Raw genomic sequence first — 19,120 nt, forward strand, 5'->3', positions numbered from 1 at the left:
TGCGTGACAAGGGGCGGGCCAGTGTGATACAAACTGCTATATTCCTGTTAGGAATATAGCAGCCAGATACACCCCAGCCCTTGGAGGACCCATGTCAGTGAACGCCGCCGCGGCCGTCGAACCAGCCACCCCCAGCGCCGTCATCGACCGCATCTCGCTCGTCCTCGACGCGTTCGACGGACCCGGACGGCTGACGCTGGCCCAGATCGTCCGCCGCACGGGCCTGCCGCGTTCGTCGGCGCACCGGATGCTCGAACGTCTGGTCCAGCTGCGCTGGCTGCGTCGCAGCGGCCGCGACTATGAGCTCGGCATGCGCTTGGTGGAACTGGGCTCGCTGGCTGTACACCAGGACCGCCTGGTGCGGGCGGCCCGACCGCTGCTGGGCGAATTGCACCGTGCCACTGGACTTGTCGTACATCTCGCGGTTCTGGACGGACCCGACGTCGTCTACCTCGACAAGATCGGCGACCGGCTGATTGGCGCGCTCCCCACCCGCGTCGGCGGTCGTCAGCCGGCGCACTGCACAGCCGTCGGCAAAGCGATTTTGGCCTACAGCGACGAGGAAGTCGACGTGGACCTGCGGGCGCGCAAGACCAAGTACTCGATCTCTACCGGCTCCCAGCTGGCGGTCGAATTGGCCAAGGTGCGGGCCCACGGAGTGGCGTTCGAGCGCGAGGAGTCGCTTCCTGGATTCGGCTGCGTTGCAGCCCCTATCGGCAGCCCGGGCGAGGCAGTCGCCGCTGTCTCGGTGTGTGGTCCGATGAATCGGATGAAGTTCGATCAGCGTCTGACCGCTCCGGTTCGCATGACCGCGATGGCCATCTGGCGCCATGTCGAGGACGGCCCGCAGCGGGTTGCGCCGACCCTGCAGCCGCTGCGGCCACTGCTCCCCCACCGCCCTCGCCCAGCCCTGCAATACGCGTGAATCTTGCCCGACCGGCACGTTTGGTGATCCGCGAACGTAACCCTGCTGTGAACTCGGCGCTTTTCCCGGTGACCGGGAGCGCAGCGCGTCGCCAGCCGTAGCCGGCCATACGGTCGACCGCATGGCTGACGGCGAGGTGTTCGTGATCGACCGGGTGGTGACCCGCCCCGGCTGCGCCCGGCGCTTCGTCGACGCCTACCTCGCCGAGTACGCGCCGGGGGCTCAGCACCGAGGCATGACGCTGCGCGACGTCCTGGTCAGTCCGCCGATCTGGTTCGACGACCGGGTCAACACCGTGACCATCACCTGGACGCTGCCCAACCCCCAGGCATGGTGGGCGATGACCCACATAGGCCGACCGGATCCGACGCTGGGCGAATGGTGGTCGCAGGTTGGCGAATTGGTGCAGGAACGGTCCCGGTCCTTCGCCGCGGCCGCCAAGGACGTGGACGGTCTCTGCGATGTATAGCGTCACCAGGTTGCTCGACGTCGTCGAGGCAGATCGTTGCCGGGTTCTCACTGAGTTACGTTCCGCCGCCGTAGAAACCGGTGCGCTGCGCTGGGTCGTGCAGCCGACGCTGCCCGGCACGCGGAATGGCGGCGACATCCTGCTGCACCTGCGCTTCAGCGACGAGGGCGGTTGGCGTTGCGCGGCAGAAAAATTCGACGCGCTGCTGGCAGGCCCCACCGTGACTCGCATCAACGGCGCGGCCTATTCGGGTGAACCCCGACACTGTGGCGAGACCCCGGGCACGGTGTACCGGACGTTGCTGCTGCGCGTACAGCCTGACACCGACGAAGACACCGTCGCCCGCTTCGAACGAGAGCTGTCGTCAATGCCGCAGTACGTGCGGACGATCCGGGCCTGGCAATTGAGCCGGGTATCCGCGGCCATTGGTGCGGCGGCCTGGACTCATGTGTTCGAGCAGGAGTTCTCCGACGTCGAGGGATTGATGGGGCCCTACCTGATGCATCCCATCCATTGGGCCGTCGTCGATCGGTGGTTCGACCCCGAGACCACCGACGTGATCATCCGAGACCGCGTCTGTCACAGCTTCTGCACGATCACCGACCAAGTTCTGAGTTAACCCGCCGAGCAGACGCAAAAGCCCCAAAACCACTGGTTTTAGGGGGATTTTGCGTCTGCTCGCGCATCGAACGGCGGTTCAAGCGGAGGCAACAATCGGGTGCCGTCCAGACTGCGCACCGGCAACTGCTGCGACCATGGATAGTGCAGGCTGAACGCGACCAGCCCGGTACGGTCGGCGGCAGGCAAGTGACACATCGCCAGCACGGTCTCGGCCAGGTACTCCACCGGCTCGGTCGGAAAGCCTGCTGGAATCAGTTCTGCCGCACCGGGTGTGCGAACCGCCGTCGACGGTCCCACGCAATTGACGGCGATGTTGGCGTCCAGCAGTTCGGCGGCCACACCTTGCGTGAACCGGTGTAGCGCGGCCTTCATCGACGCATAGATCACGTCGCCCGAGATCTTGTTGTACTCCCGGTACGGCCGCACCGGCGGCAGTCCGGTGATCGAGCCGATATTCACGATCCAGCCTGCTCCCTGCTTGCGCATGTGTGGCACAACGGCTTTCGTCAGGACGAACGGCGTACGAAGATAGTGCTGCACCGTACGGTCGAACGTTTCCAGGCTCATGGTCTCGATCACCGCGTAGTCGGCGAAACCCGCGTTGTTGACCAGGATGTCGATGCGGCCCGTACGGTCCAGCACCGCATCGACCAGTCCGTCGCGCTGGTCAGGAACCTCGAGGTCGGCCGTGATGCCGAACGCCCGGCCACCCGCGGCTTCGATCAACTCGATCGTTTCGCCGATGGTGCCCGGCAGGGTGGAAGTGGCACCGCGACGTGCCGAGGCGGACGGTACCTGCGACCGAGCAGTGACCACCACCGTAGCGCCCTCGGCGGCCAACCGCTGCGCGATGGCGCGGCCTATGCCCCGGCTGCTCCCCGTGACCAAAGCCGTTTTCCCACAAAGTATCCGGGTCATTGCAACTCAAAATCTGCTTCAACAGGAGCACGATGGCCGTGCCATACGTCGACCAACCGGTACGGGAACGCGATCACGATCCGTCCCCCAGATCGGTAGTAGGTATGCGCCGACGGCGTATGGCACCAGACGGTGCCGGCCATCGTCGCGTCGATGTCGGCGACGTAATCGTCGCAGGCACGCCGTGTCACCTCCATTACGGATGCCTTGCGCAGCGCCATCAACTGCAGGCATTCCATCACGTAGTGGATCATCACCTCGACGCCGAAGTTGTGGCCCGCGCCGTGTCCAGGGCTGTAGTTGGGCGCCGACGAGATGAACAGGTTCGGGAAGCCGGGCACGGTTCCGCCGCGGTAGGCCCGCGGACTGTCGCCCCATTCATCGGCCAACTTCCTGCCGCCACGACCCCGAATATCGATGGTGGATAGGAAATCCAGGTGGTAACCGGTTGCGTAGATGATGACGTCGAGGTCGAGCTGGCGGCCGTCGCCGGTCACGATGCCCGCTTCGTTGACCCGGGCGGGCTCGCTGGCCTCGACGTCCACGTGGTCGCGTGCCAGCGCTGCGTAATACCCGCCGGGGTCGCGGATGATCCGCTTGCCGTAGGGCGCGAAATCCGGCGTGACCTTGCGGGCCAGCTCACTTTCCGCCCCGAAGACCCGGTCGATGTAGGCCAGGCAAATCCGCAACAGCACGTCGTTGGCCGGCGATATCGACAGGTGGTCGCCCGCCCAGTCGGCGTCACGCAGGATTACCGGGTAGTTGTTGTCGGCAGTGCCCCAAAACGACTTGAGCCGAAGCCAATTGGCATAGTACGGCAGCCGGGTGCCCAGCCAGCGCTGATAGTCGGGAACGTCATCGGAGAGGCGTCGCCGCGGGGCCACCCAGTGCGGCTGACGCTGGAAGACCGTCATGTGCGCCACCCGGTCCACGCTTGCGTCGACGATCTGAACCGCGGTGCAACCCGCGCCGATAATGCCAACTTGCTTACCACTCAGGTCCAGCCCGGGATCCCATTGCGCCGAATGGATCTCGACTCCCGAGAATGTTCCCCGCCCGGGCAGTTCCGGCCACCGCGGCCGGTTCAGGTACCCGGCGGCCGGAATGACCACGTTGGCCTGGGTGACGTCACGGGTGCCGTCGGGGCCCACCGCGTGGATCTGCCACTGGCGGAGCACGTCGTCCCACCACAGGGCTTCGACCTCGGTACCGAAGCGGGTGTGGGCCCGCAGGTTGTTCTTATCGGCCACCGACATCAGGTACGCCTGATATTCCGCGCCCTGCGGATAGTAGCTCGACCAATCGCCGTTGATGTCGCGGGACAGCGAGTAGTACGCCGACGGGGTGTCCACGCCGATGCCGGGATAGGTGGTGGTGTACCAGGTACCGCCGACTTCGTCGTTGCGGTCGAAGATCTGGTAGTCGATACCCGCGTTCGCCAACTCCAGCGCGGCGGTCAGCCCGGCGATGCCCGCGCCGATGATCGCGACCCGGAAACCGTCTGGAAGCTTCGCGGTGCGCGGCAGCACCGGCTGTGGCGGCTGGAACCCACCCTGCTCCAACAGCAGCGGGAGGTACTCGGCGCCGACGGTTCCGCCGAGCGCTATCGGTGCGATGCGGGCGAACAGCTCGGGGTCGTCGGCCGAGGTCGCGCCGGACCGACATGACTGTGCCGCGACGACCACCGCCTCGACCAGCGCTTCAGCTGTTTCAGGATCGGTGACACCGGCCTGTTCGGGCGGATCGGGCACGTGAGCGATCTTCGGCGCGAACCGGTCGACGACGGCATGGTCGCCGGTCAGCTGCGCCAGAACGGCTACCAGTACCCCGGGGTCGGCTCGACGCAGATTGGCCCGGAGTTCGTCGGCATTCAATGTCGCGCCGGTGCTCATGACTGCGAGTATCGAGCCCGTTGGCCACCGGCGGCATGGGTCTTGTCTACTCAGTGGGACACCGGCGACAGGCTACCGCGTCGCGCCGCCTACCGTGGAAAGGAATGAAGCCCGTGCACTCAAGTCCCCAGGATTCCCTACTCATCACCACGAACGGGCCGACCCAGGTCTGGACGATCAACATGCCGCACGTCGGCAATGCGATCACCGGGAAAGACTTCATCGCTGCCTTTGAAGCCGCGGTCGACGCCGGCAACGGCGACAACGCGGTCCGCGCCGTGATCCTCACCGGGGAGGGCAAGATCTTCTCGGCTGGCGGCAACGTCAAGGAGATGGCCGACCAGGACGGGATATTCGCGCTGGACGCGATCGAACAGCGCCACGCGTACATCGATGGAATTCAACGGATTCCGCGGGCCCTCGCCCGCCTTGAAGTGCCGCTGATCGCGGCGGTCAATGGCCCGGCCATCGGCGCGGGCTGCGACCTGGCGATGATGTGTGACATCCGGATCGCCTCCGAGCGCGCATCGTTCGCGGAGAGCTTCGTGCAGCTCGGCCTGATTCCAGGAGACGGCGGCACCTGGTTTCTGCCCCGGGCGATCGGGTACGAACGTGCCGCCGAGATGACCTTCACCGGTGATCGCATCGACGCGCCGACCGCGCTGCAATGGGGCTTGGTCAGCCGCGTAGTGCCGCACGACGAATTGCTGCCGCAGGCCCAAGCGTTGGCCGACCGCATCGTCAAGAATCCAGCGCACGGGCTGCGGATGGCCAAGCGTCTGCTGCAGGAGTCGCGTGCCGGATCGCTCGAGTCGACGCTGGGCATGGCCGCGGCCATGCAACCGCTCGCCCACCACGACCCCGAACATCAGCAGCGCATCGCCAAATGGCGCCGTAAATAATGCCCGTGCCCAGGTTGGTGCCGCCCGCCCACGTTGACGCCGCGACCGCCGGCCTGCGAACCGAGGTCCGTCAGTTCCTTGCCGAGCATTTGGACGCGGGCTCGTTCACCCCGTCCGTTGATGCCTGGCTCTCGGGATGGGACGAGGACTTCACCGCCGCGCTGGCGGCCCGCGGCTGGCTGGGCATGACGATTCCGGTCGAGTACGGAGGGCATGGCCGCTCGTTTTTGGAACGGTTCGTCGTCACCGAGGAACTGCTGGCGGCCGGTGCACCCGTCGCCGCGCATTGGATCGCCGACCGGCAGATCGTGCCGTCGCTGCTCAAATACGGCACGGAGCTGCAGAAGTCGGAGTTCTTGCCGCGGATCGTGCGCGGGACATGCTTTTTCGCCATCGGTATGAGCGAGCCGGACTCCGGTTCCGACCTGGCCAGCGTGCGCACCCGGGCCGTGCGTGTCGACGGCGGCTGGTCGCTGTCCGGCACGAAAGTCTGGACGTCGGGGGCCCATCTGGCCGAGGCGTTCATCGTGCTGGCGCGCACCGCACCGGTAGACCCGGAGCATCGGCATGCCGGCCTGAGCCAGTTCATCGTCAACCTGCGCGGGCCGGGCGTCGAGATCCGGCCCATCGTGTCGATGAACGGCGCGCACCACTTCAACGAGGTGATGCTCGAGCAGGCATTCGTGCCCGACGACATGGTGTTCGGTGCAATCGGCGAAGGCTGGCGTCAGGTGACGTCGGAGCTGAGCTTCGAACGCAGTGGCCCGGAACGGTTTCTGTCCACCTTCGCACTACTGGCCGCCTGCGCCGAGCGGATGGCGTCGGATCGCCTGCCCCACAACCCCGAATTGGGCCGCCTGGTGGCGCGAGTGGCGGGCCTGCACCAGATGTCGTTCGCGGTGGCCGGTGCGCTGGAGCGCGGCGACGCGGCCGACCTGCCCGCCGCGGTGGTCAAGGTGCTCGGCACCACCACCGAAGGCGACATCGCCGACTTCGCCGATGCGCATGGTCATGTCGATTCCGCGTTCGACGGCCTGGTGACGGCTGGGATAGACCAGCGCCCCGGTTTCACGCTGCGGGGCGGGACCAACGAGGTGCTGCGAGGTGTCATCGCGCGCGGCTTGGGGCTGCGGTGACGGCGATTGACCAGGCCTTGGCCGACATGATGGACGCCGTCTTCGCGGAGTATCGCGCGACACATCAGCCTGCCGCGCCGCCGACCGAAAAGCCAGTTCGCCGGGACACCGGATTGTGGGGACGTCTAGCCGATCTCGGGCTGGTGCGGCTGACCGGCGCGGAGCAATCCGGCGGCAGCGGGGCCGGTTGGTATGAGGCGGCCGAACTGCTCGGCTCCGCCGTCCGGCACGGTGTGCGAATTCCGTTGGCCGAGCACGATCTGTTGGCGTGCTGGCTGCTGGATGCGGCCGGGATACGTTGCGACGACGCGGTGCGGACGGTGTGTCTACTCGACCGCCAAGGCGTCGCGCGGGGGGTGCCGTGGGCGGCCGGCGCCGATCGGCTCGTGGTCGTATGGCCAATGGCCGGCGAATACCACGCGGCTGACGTCGATGCCGACCGGGCCGAGATCACCAAGGGCTCCAACGTGATCGGCGAACCGCGCGACACCGTCGCCGTCGATCTTGCGGCCCTAACAGGCGCTTTGATCCCCGCGACGCTGGTCGATCAGCTACGCCTCAAGTCGGCGCTGGTGCGGTCGATCCAGGTGTGCGCCGCGCTGGATCGAATACTGCAGCTTTCGATCGGGCATGTGACCTCACGAATCCAGTTCGGCCGGCCGCTGTCCCGGTTCCAGGCGGTGCAGCATCAGATTTCGGACATCGCCGCGGAAGCGGCGCTCGCCAGGGCGGCGACTGAAGCCGCGATTAGTGCCGCCGTCGCCAGTCAGTGGTCGGCGCCGAACCTCGATTTCGTTGTCGCCGCGGCACGTTCGTGCACGGCCCACGCCGCGTCGGTCGTGGTGCGAAACGCCCACCAGGTGCACGGTGCCATCGGTACCACGCGCGAGCACCGGTTGCACGAGTTCACGCGGGCCGCCCTCGCGTGGCGCTCGGAGTTCGGTTCGGTTCAGTATTGGGACGACCAGGTCACCGCCGCGGCGCTGGCAGCACGAGCGGATGGGCTCTGGGGCCTGATAACCGGCTGACGGCAACACAGTGTCCCACTGACCGGGCACTCCCCGGTGTCACCCGCGCCATAGCGAGGTTGACTCGTCGCCATGAGCAACGACATCACGCTGTCGGAACTTCAGGAGTTCATCGCAGGCTACTGGTACCACTACGACGAGGCGCACTACGACGACCTGGCGGCTCGCTACGCGGAGGACGTCCGCTATGTGACCCGAAGCGACACCGGTGCAAGCCCTTTCGAAAGCCTGATGTCGCCGGAACTTCGTGGCCGTGACGCCGTTATGGAGTGGCTGTGCGGTCACCGCAAGCAGAGTCCGTACCCGCTGCGCCATCACGCCACCAACGTGCACCGAACGGGCACCGAGGGTGACGTCACCCACGCCAGGTTCTATATCCTGGTCAACCAGATCGCCAACTATGTGCCGTTCGCCGTGTCCAGCGGGGTTGTCGACGTCGCTGTGCGGCGCGGTACACGCGGGCTCGAATTCACCAAAATGGACGTCGTTCTCGACACTGCTGACTCCGTACCGCTGTCGCAGCTGCTGCGCACCGACGCCGCCACTGTCCCGGGCGCGCAGCAGCCTCCGACGCTGCGATGACGGTGGCGATGCTGGATCCCGACGCTGCCCTGCGGGTCGCCTCCTTCGGCGACATGCCACCGATGCGGCGACGCGGCTTGGCCGCGGTGCGTGCCGCGCTCGAGTCCGCGCCGCTGCCCGACGAGATGCCCGACATGGCCAGCGTCACCGACGCCGCGATCCCGGGAACGGCCGGATCGATTACCGCGCGAATTTACCGTCCAACAGACGATTCCGTGTCGCCCGCGCTGGTGTACTTCCACGGCGGCGGACTTGTGATGGGCTCCAATCATTCCTTTGAACCGCTGGCGCGCGAACTGGCGGCGGCGTCGGGTGCCACTGTAGTTGCGGTCGACTACCGGCTGGCACCCGAAGCTCCCCCGCCCGCGCAATTCGACGACGCCTATACCGCGACGGAGTGGGTGTCGCGCAACGCGGAGGGGCTGCGGGTCGACCCGAGCCGCGTCGCGGTGGTGGGCGACAGTGCGGGCGGCTCCCTGGCGGCATCGGTCGCGCTGGCCGCGCGTGACCGTGCCGGTCCGGCGATCTGCGCCCAGGTGCTGCTGTACCCCGGCCTGGACCGCGACATGGCCGCTCCGTCAATCACTTCGTTGTCCGCTGCGCCGATGCTCACCCGCGATGACATCGAGTATTTGCATGCCCTCGCCGACGGCGAAGCGGAAGTGCCCCGCGACTCGTACGTCGTTCCGGCCTACGCCCGCGATCTGTCCGGCCTACCGGCAGCGATCGTGGTGACCGCAGACTGCGACCCGATCCGGGACTGGGGTGAGCGGTACGCGACCCGGCTGCGCGACGCCGGCGTCCAGACGACCACCACCCGCTACCCGGGGACGTATCACGGATTTCTCATGCGCTCTGACGCGACCGCCCGGGGCCGCTTGGCCATCGCCGAGATCGGGGCGTTGCTGCGGGCAAAGTTCGCATGCCCCTTACCATTTTATACGCAATTGCGCCGAGAGACTGCAGGAGGAGACACCTGATGCTCACCGACGAGCGGCGAATGGAACTGTCCGACGTGTTGCGGCCGGCCGCGCCGCCACGCGAGGTCGACTACGTCTACACCGAAGATCAGCGCGAGCGTCTGCTTGATGTCGTGCGCACCCAGGGGCCCTGGAAGCTGATCATCGCACAGCACTTCGCCTCCGCCGACGAACTGATCGCGACCATGAGCGGCGCCTTCCCCGAAGGGTTTACCCCTTCATTGGACCTGTTCATGACCCCCACCTTCCGCGGATACCTCGCCAACTACGGCGCTGTGCTCTACCCGCAACTGCACGACTGCTTCTACAACGCGCGGTTCCTTGACATGGCAAAAAGCTACTGGAACGCCGAATACGCCAAACCGGAACTCATGTTGTTCAACATCAACGGGCCGTGCGCCAATCGTGACCCGGGACATCTGGATTCGCCGAGTTTCCGCGGTGTGCGACACGAGAATGCGCCGACGTGGCTCACCAGCGTGATGGGAAAGTCCGGCCTGTTCGGCGACTACCTGATCAAGATGGCGCAGGTGATCACCTGGTTCTCGCTCGACTCCGGCAGCGGATTCACCTACTGGCCCGACGGGCCGCTGCGGACACCGAAACGTCTCCTGCCGCCGATCAACAACCGGGGCGTGATAGTGCAGAACGAGATGATGGTTCACCGCGGCGAAGCGAACGGGCCAATGGACCAACAGATTCCGGCCGAACTGGCCTTCGAAACCGTGTTCACCGGCGACCCGCGCGATCGAGATCACTGGCTGCTGAAGAACAAAGACAAGGTGATCGCACGCCACCACACCGACCAACTGCGGTTCCTGGTGCACTGGTCGGCGGAGGTGTTCTCCGACTTCGACGAGCTGAAAAAGAACATGGAGGGATCTGACGACCTCACCGTCGAGCGGGCCATCGACATGATGGTCGACGACGTCAATGCCCGGGGCGTCAAACTCGAGGTGCCCAGCGAACCACTGCACGATCCGGCGTTCATCGCTGCGCTCAACGCCGCCTACGACCTGGGCGGACCCTCGATCTATCCGGAGGAAGCCCCGATCAGCAGTTTCCAGCTGGCCTAATCGAAAGACGATTGCACGTCAAGCGACTGCGACAGCCGTGGCTGGTGGGACGGATATTATCAAAGCCAATTAGCTTGATACGCTTGCTATCTCGTCGACTACCGACAGTTCGCCATGTCGCACCGCGTCGAGGATCGACTCACTGAGCGCGGAGCACACCAGGAAAACCCCGCGGCTGCCGGGCACCGATAATGACTGCGCCTCCCGGCGCTCCGCACAACGTCCCGTCGCATCGGCGTTCCACTGCACACTGGTCTGGCTCCAGCTGCTCTTGCGGGCCAATACCTGCGCACCACAGTTCTGGCACACCACCGGCGCCATCGGCATCTCGTCGAGCCGATTGTCAGCCCTGACCGGCGATTCCATTACACCGAGCCCGCCCGAGCCGCCATGTTCGCCTCGATCTCTTTCATCCACGCCTCGCACGGTCGCGTCGTGTCCAGCTCAAACTCGAAGCGGTCCACCATGTCCGGCTCCACATCGGCGGCGTCGACGTAGAACTGCTGATACCAGCGGCGCAGCTGGTAGACCGGGCCGTCCTCCTCGACCAGCAGCGGGTTGTCGATCCGCGCTTTGTGCCGCCAGATCTCCACGTCTTGTTCGAAACCCAGCTTGACGAAATCGCCGAGACTGATCGCGGTCCGCATGGCCTGGTCGTCGGGCACGGCATCTGACTTCTTGACGATGATGCCGTACTGCAGCACAAAGGAATTCGAGTCGATCGGGTAGTGGCAATTGATCAGTATCGTCTTGGCATCGCCTTGCTCGTAGTGATAGGTCAGGTCGTCGATCATGAAGGACGGACCGTAGTACGACGCCACCGATGTGGTACCGAGCATTTGTGAGCCGACCGGAGCTGCGAGGTCAGGACGGCCCGCACCGTTCATGTACTGCGTCGCGACGTGCCCCTCGAAGATGTTCTTGAAATATGTTGGCAGCGAGCCGTGGATGTAGAAGAAGTGCGCCATGTCCACGACGTTGTCGATGATTTCGCGACAGTTCGTGTGTACGACGGTGGTGTACCAGTGCCAGTCGGTCCATTCCTCGCTGGTGGCGCCTTCGATCCGCGGGATCGTGACCTCTGGTGGCGGCGGCTTGCGCTCAGGATCGTTCCACACGAACAACATGCCGTCCTGCTCCAGAGTGATCCACGTTGCCGTGCGGGCCAGCCGGGGCGTCCGTCGCGCATAGGGGACCTGCTTGCATCGCCCGTCGCCGCCCCAGCGCCAATCGTGGAACGGGCAGGCTATCTCGTTGCCCTTGACCTCGCCCTGCGAGAGATCGCCGCCCATGTGCCGGCAGTAGCTGTCGAGCACGTTGACTTTGCCGTCTTCGCTATTGAATACCACCAGCTTCTGACCGAAGGCATTGACCGCGTGCGGCTTACCGTCCGCGAAATCCCGGACCAGACCAAGGCAGTGCCAGCCGCGGGCGAACCGCGTCGGTGCGCCCTGCGCTTCGATGAGCCGAACTTCATCGGCCTCCGACTGCGACCTCATAGCCATTCATTCAACCCCCGCGGGCCGCCCAGCGCACCCGACTTGTTCCGCTCATCAGGACGACTCTTTCGGCTACAGCCCGGCCCCCCACGCGGCGAGCTAGCGCAGCCCGTCGAGGATGACATCCGCGAGTTGCTCGGGTAGGTCGTCGGTCAGCGGCTCGCCGGTGAGCAGCACTCGAACGTGCAGGGGCGCAACCAGCATTTCGAGTGCCAGCCGTGCGTCTGTTCCGGCAGGTAGTTCACCTCGCTCGATTGCCCGGTCAATCAATACCCGCATCGCGCTCAGCCGCCCGGCCAGAAAGGTGCCGCGCGCCTGCGCCAGCGCTGAGTCTTCCACGTCGATCACGATCGTTCGAACCAATGCATGGCCGATCGGCGAAGTGAGATACGCGATCACGAGGCGCCCCAGCTCAATGAGGTCACCCCGGATGGAGCCGGTATCGGGTGCTGGGATCACCACGGCACTGCGCTCCAGCAGCGCATCGACGATCAGGTCGTTGCGGGTGCGCCAGCGTCGGTAGATCGAGGTTTCATGGACGCCGGCCCGCGCGGCGACGACGGCGATAGTGACCGCGTCTACCCCGTGCTCGACCACCTCGGCGATGGTCGCGTCGAACACTGCCGAACGCACCGCAGCGCCGCGTCGGTGGGACCGCACCTTCGAGGGTTGACTCACGCGGCCACCCTATCGCAAGGATGCTTGCGTTAGGAGCGTGATCGGGTTACCGTATCGCAAGATGACTTGCGATAGGAGAGAACACGCGCACCTCAGCTTACGTCATCGATCTGTACGGCCCAGGGTCGGGCTATCACGATTTTCATCCCGACCGGAGCCTGAACTTCCAGTGCAACCGCTGGCTGGAATGGATTGGGTTGGAGGCCTATCCGGCGATTGCCGAGACCGCACGCGGTGTCCACAGCTACGCGGAGTGGATCGACGGCTTCCTCGCGCTTGCCGACAAGTCCCGGCAAGCCGGTAGCCGCCTGGCGGGCGCGTACTACGACCGCGCGGCCGAGTTCTTCATGTCCCCCGACGATCCCCGTAAAGCGGCTGCCCGCACCAGGTTCGTCGGAACAATGCGTGATCTGTACGAGGTCTCGCCGGATCGGATTCCCTATCGAGACGGTTGGCTTCCGGCATACGACCTGGCGCCTGCACAGCCGCCAACAGGTCCGCCGGTCCTGCTGTTCGGCGGGTTCGACAGCTATATCGAGGAGTTCTTCCCGATGCTCGCGGCACTGGTAGAGGCCGGACACCGGGTGGTCGCATTCGACGGGCCCGGACAGGGAGGCGCCCTCGAAGAGGCCGGTCTGCCCCTGACCCATCAATGGGAGCGTCCCGTGTCAACGGTCCTCGACCACTACGGCCTCGACGACGTCACCGCGGTCGGCGTCTCGCTGGGCGGCGGACTGGTGATCCGGGCCGCCGCATTCGAAGCCCGCATCAAGCGGGTAGTCGCGTTCGACATCCTCGATGACTTTCTCGAGGTACTCGGGGGTCAAATCGCGCCAACAATCACACCCCTGTTGCGGGCACTTCTTGCGGTCGGCGCACGCTCGATCGTCAACGCGGCCGCGAAGATCGCCTCTGCCCGACGGCCGGTCAGTCGGTGGGGACTGTGGCAGGGCATGCACACCACCGGAACATCCTCGGCCTTCGACTTTTTCACGGTTGCGCGAGCAATGACGACCCGGTCTATCTCCGGCAAGGTCACCGCGGACACGCTGCTGCTCGCCGGGGACGACGATCACTATGTGCCACTGCACCAGCTTTATCGGCAGGCCGGCAACCTCACCGCAGCGCGTTCGGTGACCACCAGAGTGTTTACCGCTGCCGAGGACGCGAGTAACCACTGTCAGGTCGGTAATTTCGGAGCCTGTGCGCGCGAGATCCTCGCTTAGGCCGATGGCCACGCCAGCCACGACGACATGAAATACCAAGCTAACGAAGCAATTTCAGTACCCGGCGATTAGTCGGCGGCCCGCTTGGCCTCGACCTGCTTCTCGACCTCGCGCCAGTAGCCCGGTTTGGGCCGTGGTTGCCCGAAACCACCCTTCGCGGCCTTCTGCAAGATGGCATCGGCCTCGTCGATGTCCTTCATCATTTCCAGCGCGAACTCCCGTTCGGCGGCATAGTACTTGGCCGCCCAGCGCAGCGCGATCACCGAGTACGCCCACGCGGGTTCGGCCTCGGCCCCGTCGGCGTCCTCAACAGCTTTGCGATGCCGCGCTTCGGCGTACGCCACGTATTCCTGCAGCAATTCCTTGAGCCGAGCCGGGTTATTGAGGTTACCGAAGGTAATCCGCAGCAGCACGGTGTGCTTGAGCACCGGCGGGTCCACTGGGGCCTCGGTAGCCCATCGCGTGACGGCGTCCATCCCGGCCGGGGTGATCTTGTAGAGCCGCCGGCTGCGGGTGCCCTCGTCGCGCTCGACGCGAGACCTCACCAGACCCAGGCTCTCCAATTTCTTCAGCTCGGTGTAGATCTGGCTGTACGACGGGCTCCAGTAGTAGAGGTCGACGCTCCAGTCGATCCATTTCTTCAGGTCGTAGCCGGAGACTTCCTCTTCGTAGGACATCATCCCCAGCAGCGCCCAACTGGTGGCGGCAAGGGCCGACTTCACCGACTTTTCGCTGGCTGAGTCCGCTCCGGGGGCCATCTCGCCAGATTACCCTGCGCCCCTGCCAAAGCCGATCGCTACAGCTGATCTATGGTGTCGGACATGGTGGATCCGATTGCCGCAATGGCTGATTCGTCGCCGAGTTACGAGGCGCTGGCCACCTCCGTGCGGCGCTTGATCGACGCGACGATCCGCACCGAGGTGGATCCCGACACCGTCGCCTCTGCGGCGGCCAGGATCGACGGCATCACAAGCCAACTCAGCGCGGCGCTGATGCCCGGATCGTTCGGTCAGCGTGCGGTCGACGACGGGCAGGGCCCAGCCGCGGGCAACGTCGTTATCGGCGTGCGCAACCCGTCGGCTCCCCCGCTCGTCGTCCACCATGAAAGCGACGGGTCGGCGTGGACGGAGTTCATCCTCGGCGCCGCCTACGAAGGGGCCCCCGGCCACGTGCACGGCGGCGTCTCCGCCATGATTCTCGACCACGTCCTCGGCGCCACCGCGCACAAACCGGGGCAACCGGCTTACACCGGAACACTCACGCTGCGTTACCACCGGCCCACTCCCCTGCAACGGCCTTTGCGAGCCGAAGCCTGGATCGAGAGTGTAGACGGGGTAAAGACTTTCGCCGCAGGAAAGGTCAGCGACACCGACGGCACGACGGTCTCAGCCGAAGGGGTTTTCATTCACCCGCGGATTTGAGGGGCGTCGACGCCAATGGAAGCCCCGATCGCCACGACACTGAGCCGGCATCCGTCCTCGCCGGCGCGCCAGGAGTGATCGACGCCGGTGATCACCACAGCGTCGCCCACTGAAAGTGGATAAACGCCGTCATCGAGGATCAATTCGACCGAACCCGAAAGCACGATGTCGAAATCGACAGTGTCCGTGTGGTGCATGGAGAACACTTTGCCCGCTGCATATTCGACCATCATCCAGCGAATTGTTCCGGTGGCGACACCCAAGTCGAGGGCGTCGGCGACACGCCCGCCGCTGGAGAGCCAGGGAACAGACGGGGTCGCATACAGCACCGAATAGAAAACGTCTTGCACGCTGGCGTCGCCGTGCCACGTGATCCGATCGTCCTGCACGGCACACGACCGTCCGGCGGCGTCGGCACCGGTGATCAGCAGGCGTCCGCTCATCGCGGCTGCCCGACGGTGGCGGGTCGGAATCGGGCGGTCGTCACCCGCCCACTTTATTCCGCTACTGGTGGTATCGGAAGTGCCGGACTCGCACTGCAGCCGAACCCCGGCAGCGAATCCGTCAAATGCGCTCGAGAAAACCTCTCGACAGCGTGCTGAAATCCGCTCTGAAAGACATTTGAATTCGACCAGTTCGCTGTACAACCACAATGCGTCGACCCTAGCGTCGATTGCAGGCCACAATTACGGACAGCGGGCCCCCGGAGGAGAGGCACGCCAACCAGTCAGCTAGTCGCCTAGAGGAGCACCGGCTCGATGATCGATGATCAGCAGCCTGCGGGCATCGGGTACCTCCGCTGTGAACTGCTCGATCGTGTGGAGGCGCAACCATTCGAGGACTGGTCACCCGCTCTGCTGCGGGCCCTCATCGCCGTCTTCGACCTGCACGGGGTCACGCCACCGGCCCCACGCAATTTCCGGCCCTACATCGTCAAGTGACCGTTCGCCTAACAATGGCGGGAGCAGTTACCGAGCCCTCGATAGTGCCGTGCATGACGGTCCCGCTGGCGTCGGGCTGGTGAACTGCCAGCTCCGCCACCGCTTTTCGCTTGTCAACCTGCACTTGCGGGATCGCGACCTCCGCCGCGATTTGCAGCCCCGCGTCCTTGCACGCCGCGCGGGTATGTCCTCAGCACGACTATCGTGCTACGCGGCACCCAGGAGACCGCAGTCGAGTGAGGAGTCACGACGTGGAGATGTGGGAACTGATCGCCCGAGAGCAGATCCGCGACACGCTGGCGCGGTACAACTGGTCGGGCGATGCCGGCCGGCTCGACGGCCTGGCATCGACGTTCTGCGCCGACGGTGTCCTTGAGATACGCGGTCAGGAGCCACTGCGCGGCCGATCCGAAATCGCGACGTTCCTCGGGGGTATCACCGGCGACATCGCGGCCGGCGCTGGCGTCAAGCCCGTCGTCCGCCACAACGTCGCCAACGTGCTGTTCAGCGGCCTGACGCCCGACCAAGCCCACGTCTCGTCCTACTTCACCGTCGTCACGCATATCGGCCTCGACCATTTCGGTCGGTATCGAGACATCTTCGTCCCCGACGGCGAAACATGGCTCATCAAAGAGCGCAAGGTGTCGACCGACTGGACCGCCCCCAACTCGGTCGTGGCCCGCCAACCACCGGGCTGAGCGTTACCGTATCTGCAGCCCACGCTTGCGCACCCACACCTCGGCCACGACTGTGCCGGACACCCAGACCACCAGGGCGATGCCCAGATGCACAAAGCTTTTCGTATCGCGGCCGAGCACCGGCCCGATCGCCGCGGGTAGCTGCGTCCACAAGATGCGGTGCTCCACCCCACCCATCGGATCGGCGACGTAGTACAGCGCGTAGGGCAGTCCCAGTGCCACCAGCCAGCCGACGATGCGGCGCCAATCGCGACGTTGCCGCCACCGCCGAATCAGCGGCTCGGCGCTCACCGGGTGAATCACCGAGATAACGTTGCCCACCCCCAGCCACGACACGATCGGCACCGCAACGTTGGGGATCGTGATGCCCAGGCGCGCCGGCGTTTCCAGCCACAGCGTCAACGCCACCGCCACCGCCAAGGTGGGCAACCCGACCAAGACGAGCAGGGCCAAATTCTTGATCAGTAGCATCCGCCACACTGGTGTCCCGTCCGAAAAACCCTTTGCCACGCGATAGTGATCGCCACCCAGGGTGTTGGTGGTCGTCACGTCCGCGAGGATGAACGACGAGAAATAGCTACCCACCAGAATCACCCAATCCACGTGGTGATGGTGAAAGTGGCGCGTGGGATGCCCATGGGCGGAGGTCAACGGCTGCACAGCCAGCCAGGCTGCGGCGAGGAACAGGTTGGCCACTACTCCCGACAGCCAGGTGCGCGGCGGGTGAAACGCCCAGCGGATCTCTGAGCCCACCGCCGGCCACAACGGTTTTTTGAAGTCCTTGGCGGCCCGCTCGGCTGAGGCCCGACGAGGGGCCGATGCGCGCACCGCGGCGCTCAGCGCCGCGCGCAACTGCGGCCGCATTGGCGACCCGGGCTCCGACATGTGCTCCCCAGCGAGGTGATGGTGCGTGCGACCATACCTTGGTGCTGCACGTGATTTCTGCGCCGCGCGTGGCGCCCGGTACGCGCGGGACGGTGGCATGAACCGCAAGCGGGTCGTCATCGCGGGGCTGGGAGACGTGGGGATCTTGACCGCGATCCGCTTGGCCAAGCACGCCGACGTGGTCGGCATCTCGGTCAAACCCGGGCTGGTGAGTGGCCAGGAACTCGGCGTCCGGCTCTCGCGCCCCCACGACTGGGCCCGTGACTACTGGATTCCGTTCGACAGGTTCCGCCGTTTGGATGGTGTGCGGATTGTCCAGGCCACGCTGACGGGCCTGGATCTGGCGGGGCGAACCGTCTTCGGCCGGCGCGACGACGGCACGCCGGTCGCCGAGGAGTATGACGCGCTGGTCATCTCGACAGGGGTGGCCAACGGGTTCTGGCGGCAGCCGACGGTGCAGTCGGCCGCTGAGATCGACGCCGACCTACGCGCCGCACACGACCGGCTGGTCGCCGCCGACTCGGTGATCATCGTGGGCGGCGGCGCGGCCGCGGTCAGCAGCGCCGCCAACATGGCAACCACCTGGCCGGACAAGCGGGTCGACCTGTACTTTCCCGGAGAGCGCGCTTTGGTCGAGTATCACCCGGGGATTTGGCGGCGCATCGAAGGCAGGCTGACCGATCTCGGTGTGGGCCTGCATCCGGGTCACCGCGCCGTGGTGTCGAACGGTTTCGCGGGCGATGAGATCACCAGCGAACCGGTCAACTGGACCACCGGGCAGCGGCAGGCTTCGGCCGACGCCGTGCTCTGGGCGATAGGCCGGGTGCGACCCAATACCGGTTGGCTGCCGCCGGAACTGCTCGACGAGCGCGGGTTCGTTCGCGTGACCCCAGACCTGCGAGTGCCCGATCATCGAGGCGTCTTTGCGGTCGGAGACATCGCTGCGACTGACCCGTTGCGCAGCTCCGCCCGCAATCGTGGGGATGCGCTGGTGGCCGCCAACGTCCGCGCTGAATTCGCCGGCCGGAAATTGCGTACCTTCCGGACGCCGGGGCGGCGGTGGGGCTCGCTGCTCGGCATACAGCCCTCCGGGCTGGAGGTGTTCTTTCCCACCGGCCACACCTTTCGCTTCCCATCCTGGTCGGTCGAACGGGTGGTGATCCCGTGGATCGTCCGATGGGGCATGTACCGCGGCGTGCGGGAAAACCATCCGGTTCGATAACGCGCTGCAATCTCCACGAGA

General features: G+C 65.6%; 22 protein-coding genes. 14 read left to right on the forward strand and 8 right to left on the reverse strand.

Features of this window, described 5'->3' with window-relative positions; all coding sequences use genetic code 11:
- The first annotated feature begins 91 nt into the window (after positions 1 to 91).
- The 3 genes from AC5Y21_RS23595 (at position 92) to AC5Y21_RS23605 (ending at position 2,013) form a co-directional block, all read left to right on the forward strand.
- Complete coding sequence (locus AC5Y21_RS23595) at positions 92 to 925, forward strand: IclR family transcriptional regulator (protein ID WP_499916101.1); 834 nt, start codon at positions 92 to 94, stop codon at positions 923 to 925.
- A 121-nt stretch (positions 926 to 1,046) separates the two neighbouring features.
- Positions 1,047 to 1,394: a hypothetical protein gene (locus AC5Y21_RS23600; RefSeq protein ID WP_499916103.1), complete on the forward strand. Its 348-nt coding sequence runs from the start codon at positions 1,047 to 1,049 to the stop codon at positions 1,392 to 1,394.
- Positions 1,387 to 2,013: a Dabb family protein gene (locus tag AC5Y21_RS23605; RefSeq protein ID WP_499916105.1), complete on the forward strand. Its 627-nt coding sequence runs from the start codon at positions 1,387 to 1,389 to the stop codon at positions 2,011 to 2,013. The genes AC5Y21_RS23600 and AC5Y21_RS23605 overlap by 8 nt, the downstream gene beginning before the upstream one ends.
- Positions 2,014 to 2,051: 38 nt before the next feature.
- On the opposite strand, the gene AC5Y21_RS23610 is transcribed toward AC5Y21_RS23605, so the two are convergent.
- A complete protein-coding gene (locus AC5Y21_RS23610) occupies positions 2,052 to 2,933 on the reverse strand; it encodes an SDR family NAD(P)-dependent oxidoreductase (protein ID WP_499916107.1) in 882 nt (293 codons plus the stop codon).
- Positions 2,930 to 4,825 carry a flavin-containing monooxygenase gene (locus tag AC5Y21_RS23615; protein WP_499916109.1) on the reverse strand — a complete coding sequence of 632 codons (1,896 nt, stop codon included), beginning with the start codon at positions 4,823 to 4,825 and terminating at the stop codon, positions 2,930 to 2,932. Before AC5Y21_RS23615 ends, AC5Y21_RS23610 begins: the two co-directional genes overlap by 4 nt.
- A 104-nt stretch (positions 4,826 to 4,929) precedes the next feature.
- On the opposite strand from AC5Y21_RS23615, the gene AC5Y21_RS23620 reads away from it, so the two are divergent.
- From AC5Y21_RS23620 to AC5Y21_RS23645, 6 genes are all read left to right on the forward strand, one after another.
- Entirely contained in the window at positions 4,930 to 5,727 is a 798-nt protein-coding gene (locus AC5Y21_RS23620; protein WP_499916111.1) for a crotonase/enoyl-CoA hydratase family protein, read from the forward strand.
- Positions 5,727 to 6,863: an acyl-CoA dehydrogenase family protein gene (locus tag AC5Y21_RS23625; protein WP_499916113.1), complete on the forward strand. Its 1,137-nt coding sequence runs from the start codon at positions 5,727 to 5,729 to the stop codon at positions 6,861 to 6,863. Before AC5Y21_RS23620 ends, AC5Y21_RS23625 begins: the two co-directional genes overlap by 1 nt.
- 26 nt (positions 6,864 to 6,889) lie before the next feature.
- Positions 6,890 to 7,891: an acyl-CoA dehydrogenase family protein gene (locus tag AC5Y21_RS23630; protein WP_499916177.1), complete on the forward strand. Its 1,002-nt coding sequence runs from the start codon at positions 6,890 to 6,892 to the stop codon at positions 7,889 to 7,891.
- A gap of 72 nt (positions 7,892 to 7,963) precedes the next feature.
- On the forward strand, positions 7,964 to 8,473 hold the full coding sequence (locus tag AC5Y21_RS23635; RefSeq protein WP_499916115.1) for a nuclear transport factor 2 family protein: 510 nt from the start codon (positions 7,964 to 7,966) through the stop codon (positions 8,471 to 8,473).
- Positions 8,470 to 9,453, forward strand: coding sequence for an alpha/beta hydrolase (locus tag AC5Y21_RS23640; RefSeq protein ID WP_499916117.1), 984 nt, complete (start codon positions 8,470 to 8,472; stop codon positions 9,451 to 9,453). The genes AC5Y21_RS23635 and AC5Y21_RS23640 overlap by 4 nt, the downstream gene beginning before the upstream one ends.
- A complete protein-coding gene (locus tag AC5Y21_RS23645) occupies positions 9,453 to 10,529 on the forward strand; it encodes a hypothetical protein (protein ID WP_499916119.1) in 1,077 nt (358 codons plus the stop codon). Before AC5Y21_RS23640 ends, AC5Y21_RS23645 begins: the two co-directional genes overlap by 1 nt.
- Positions 10,530 to 10,598: 69 nt before the next feature.
- On the opposite strand, the gene AC5Y21_RS23650 is transcribed toward AC5Y21_RS23645, so the two are convergent.
- The 3 genes from AC5Y21_RS23650 to AC5Y21_RS23660 all read right to left on the reverse strand — a co-directional run bounded on the left by AC5Y21_RS23650 (position 10,599) and on the right by AC5Y21_RS23660 (position 12,706).
- Positions 10,599 to 10,895 (reverse strand): ferredoxin, encoded by a 297-nt coding sequence (locus AC5Y21_RS23650; protein ID WP_499916123.1) that lies wholly within the window; start codon positions 10,893 to 10,895, stop codon positions 10,599 to 10,601.
- On the reverse strand, positions 10,895 to 12,028 hold the full coding sequence (locus AC5Y21_RS23655) for a 3-ketosteroid-9-alpha-monooxygenase, oxygenase component (RefSeq protein ID WP_499916125.1): 1,134 nt from the start codon (positions 12,026 to 12,028) through the stop codon (positions 10,895 to 10,897). Before AC5Y21_RS23655 ends, AC5Y21_RS23650 begins: the two co-directional genes overlap by 1 nt.
- A 99-nt stretch (positions 12,029 to 12,127) precedes the next feature.
- Positions 12,128 to 12,706: a TetR/AcrR family transcriptional regulator gene (locus tag AC5Y21_RS23660; protein ID WP_499916127.1), complete on the reverse strand. Its 579-nt coding sequence runs from the start codon at positions 12,704 to 12,706 to the stop codon at positions 12,128 to 12,130.
- A gap of 197 nt (positions 12,707 to 12,903) precedes the next feature.
- On the opposite strand from AC5Y21_RS23660, the gene AC5Y21_RS23665 reads away from it, so the two are divergent.
- Entirely contained in the window at positions 12,904 to 13,932 is a 1,029-nt protein-coding gene (locus AC5Y21_RS23665) for an alpha/beta fold hydrolase (RefSeq protein ID WP_499916129.1), read from the forward strand.
- A gap of 68 nt (positions 13,933 to 14,000) precedes the next feature.
- On the opposite strand, the gene AC5Y21_RS23670 is transcribed toward AC5Y21_RS23665, so the two are convergent.
- Positions 14,001 to 14,690 (reverse strand): PadR family transcriptional regulator, encoded by a 690-nt coding sequence (locus AC5Y21_RS23670; RefSeq protein WP_499916131.1) that lies wholly within the window; start codon positions 14,688 to 14,690, stop codon positions 14,001 to 14,003.
- Between the two features lie 63 nt (positions 14,691 to 14,753).
- Here AC5Y21_RS23670 and AC5Y21_RS23675 point away from each other — a divergent pair, with 63 nt between their 5' ends.
- Complete coding sequence (locus tag AC5Y21_RS23675) at positions 14,754 to 15,353, forward strand: PaaI family thioesterase (RefSeq protein ID WP_499916133.1); 600 nt, start codon at positions 14,754 to 14,756, stop codon at positions 15,351 to 15,353.
- Here the strand turns inward: AC5Y21_RS23675 and AC5Y21_RS23680 are convergent.
- Positions 15,338 to 15,796 (reverse strand): cupin domain-containing protein, encoded by a 459-nt coding sequence (locus tag AC5Y21_RS23680; protein WP_499916135.1) that lies wholly within the window; start codon positions 15,794 to 15,796, stop codon positions 15,338 to 15,340. The genes AC5Y21_RS23675 and AC5Y21_RS23680 overlap by 16 nt on opposite strands.
- Before the next feature lie 315 nt (positions 15,797 to 16,111).
- On the opposite strand from AC5Y21_RS23680, the gene AC5Y21_RS23685 reads away from it, so the two are divergent.
- Both AC5Y21_RS23685 and AC5Y21_RS23690 read left to right on the forward strand, forming a co-directional pair.
- A complete protein-coding gene (locus AC5Y21_RS23685) occupies positions 16,112 to 16,294 on the forward strand; it encodes a hypothetical protein (protein WP_499916137.1) in 183 nt (60 codons plus the stop codon).
- Positions 16,295 to 16,545: 251 nt separating this feature from the next.
- Positions 16,546 to 16,992, forward strand: a complete 447-nt coding sequence (locus AC5Y21_RS23690; RefSeq protein ID WP_499916179.1) for a nuclear transport factor 2 family protein — start codon at positions 16,546 to 16,548, stop codon at positions 16,990 to 16,992.
- A gap of 3 nt (positions 16,993 to 16,995) precedes the next feature.
- Here AC5Y21_RS23690 and AC5Y21_RS23695 read toward each other — a convergent pair whose 3' ends face one another.
- Positions 16,996 to 17,877, reverse strand: a complete 882-nt coding sequence (locus AC5Y21_RS23695) for a hypothetical protein (RefSeq protein WP_499916139.1) — start codon at positions 17,875 to 17,877, stop codon at positions 16,996 to 16,998.
- A 97-nt stretch (positions 17,878 to 17,974) separates the two neighbouring features.
- Between AC5Y21_RS23695 and AC5Y21_RS23700 the strand changes: the two genes are divergently transcribed.
- Positions 17,975 to 19,099, forward strand: coding sequence for an FAD-dependent oxidoreductase (locus AC5Y21_RS23700; RefSeq protein WP_499916141.1), 1,125 nt, complete (start codon positions 17,975 to 17,977; stop codon positions 19,097 to 19,099).
- Positions 19,100 to 19,120 lie beyond the last annotated feature (21 nt).

Source organism: Mycobacterium sp. NGS41, from assembly GCF_059812725.1.

Bases quoted from the DNA above. Each gene is read 5' to 3' on its own strand.
- AC5Y21_RS23675 (WP_499916133.1), top strand. From the start codon at position 14,754: ATGGTGGATCCGATTGCCGCAATGGCTGATTCGTCGCCGAGTTACGAG.
- AC5Y21_RS23655 (WP_499916125.1), bottom strand. From the start codon at position 12,028: ATGAGGTCGCAGTCGGAGGCCGATGAAGTTCGGCTCATCGAAGCGCAG.
- AC5Y21_RS23685 (WP_499916137.1), top strand. From the start codon at position 16,112: ATGATCGATGATCAGCAGCCTGCGGGCATCGGGTACCTCCGCTGTGAA.
- AC5Y21_RS23695 (WP_499916139.1), bottom strand. From the start codon at position 17,877: ATGTCGGAGCCCGGGTCGCCAATGCGGCCGCAGTTGCGCGCGGCGCTG.
- AC5Y21_RS23700 (WP_499916141.1), top strand. From the start codon at position 17,975: ATGAACCGCAAGCGGGTCGTCATCGCGGGGCTGGGAGACGTGGGGATC.
- AC5Y21_RS23650 (WP_499916123.1), bottom strand. From the start codon at position 10,895: ATGGAATCGCCGGTCAGGGCTGACAATCGGCTCGACGAGATGCCGATG.
- AC5Y21_RS23605 (WP_499916105.1), top strand. From the start codon at position 1,387: ATGTATAGCGTCACCAGGTTGCTCGACGTCGTCGAGGCAGATCGTTGC.
- AC5Y21_RS23615 (WP_499916109.1), bottom strand. From the start codon at position 4,825: ATGAGCACCGGCGCGACATTGAATGCCGACGAACTCCGGGCCAATCTG.
- AC5Y21_RS23635 (WP_499916115.1), top strand. From the start codon at position 7,964: ATGAGCAACGACATCACGCTGTCGGAACTTCAGGAGTTCATCGCAGGC.
- AC5Y21_RS23640 (WP_499916117.1), top strand. From the start codon at position 8,470: ATGACGGTGGCGATGCTGGATCCCGACGCTGCCCTGCGGGTCGCCTCC.
- AC5Y21_RS23620 (WP_499916111.1), top strand. From the start codon at position 4,930: ATGAAGCCCGTGCACTCAAGTCCCCAGGATTCCCTACTCATCACCACG.
- AC5Y21_RS23625 (WP_499916113.1), top strand. From the start codon at position 5,727: ATGCCCGTGCCCAGGTTGGTGCCGCCCGCCCACGTTGACGCCGCGACC.
- AC5Y21_RS23680 (WP_499916135.1), bottom strand. From the start codon at position 15,796: ATGAGCGGACGCCTGCTGATCACCGGTGCCGACGCCGCCGGACGGTCG.
- AC5Y21_RS23600 (WP_499916103.1), top strand. From the start codon at position 1,047: ATGGCTGACGGCGAGGTGTTCGTGATCGACCGGGTGGTGACCCGCCCC.
- AC5Y21_RS23645 (WP_499916119.1), top strand. From the start codon at position 9,453: ATGCTCACCGACGAGCGGCGAATGGAACTGTCCGACGTGTTGCGGCCG.
- AC5Y21_RS23630 (WP_499916177.1), top strand. From the start codon at position 6,890: ATGATGGACGCCGTCTTCGCGGAGTATCGCGCGACACATCAGCCTGCC.
- AC5Y21_RS23670 (WP_499916131.1), bottom strand. From the start codon at position 14,690: ATGGCCCCCGGAGCGGACTCAGCCAGCGAAAAGTCGGTGAAGTCGGCC.
- AC5Y21_RS23595 (WP_499916101.1), top strand. From the start codon at position 92: ATGTCAGTGAACGCCGCCGCGGCCGTCGAACCAGCCACCCCCAGCGCC.
- AC5Y21_RS23610 (WP_499916107.1), bottom strand. From the start codon at position 2,933: ATGACCCGGATACTTTGTGGGAAAACGGCTTTGGTCACGGGGAGCAGC.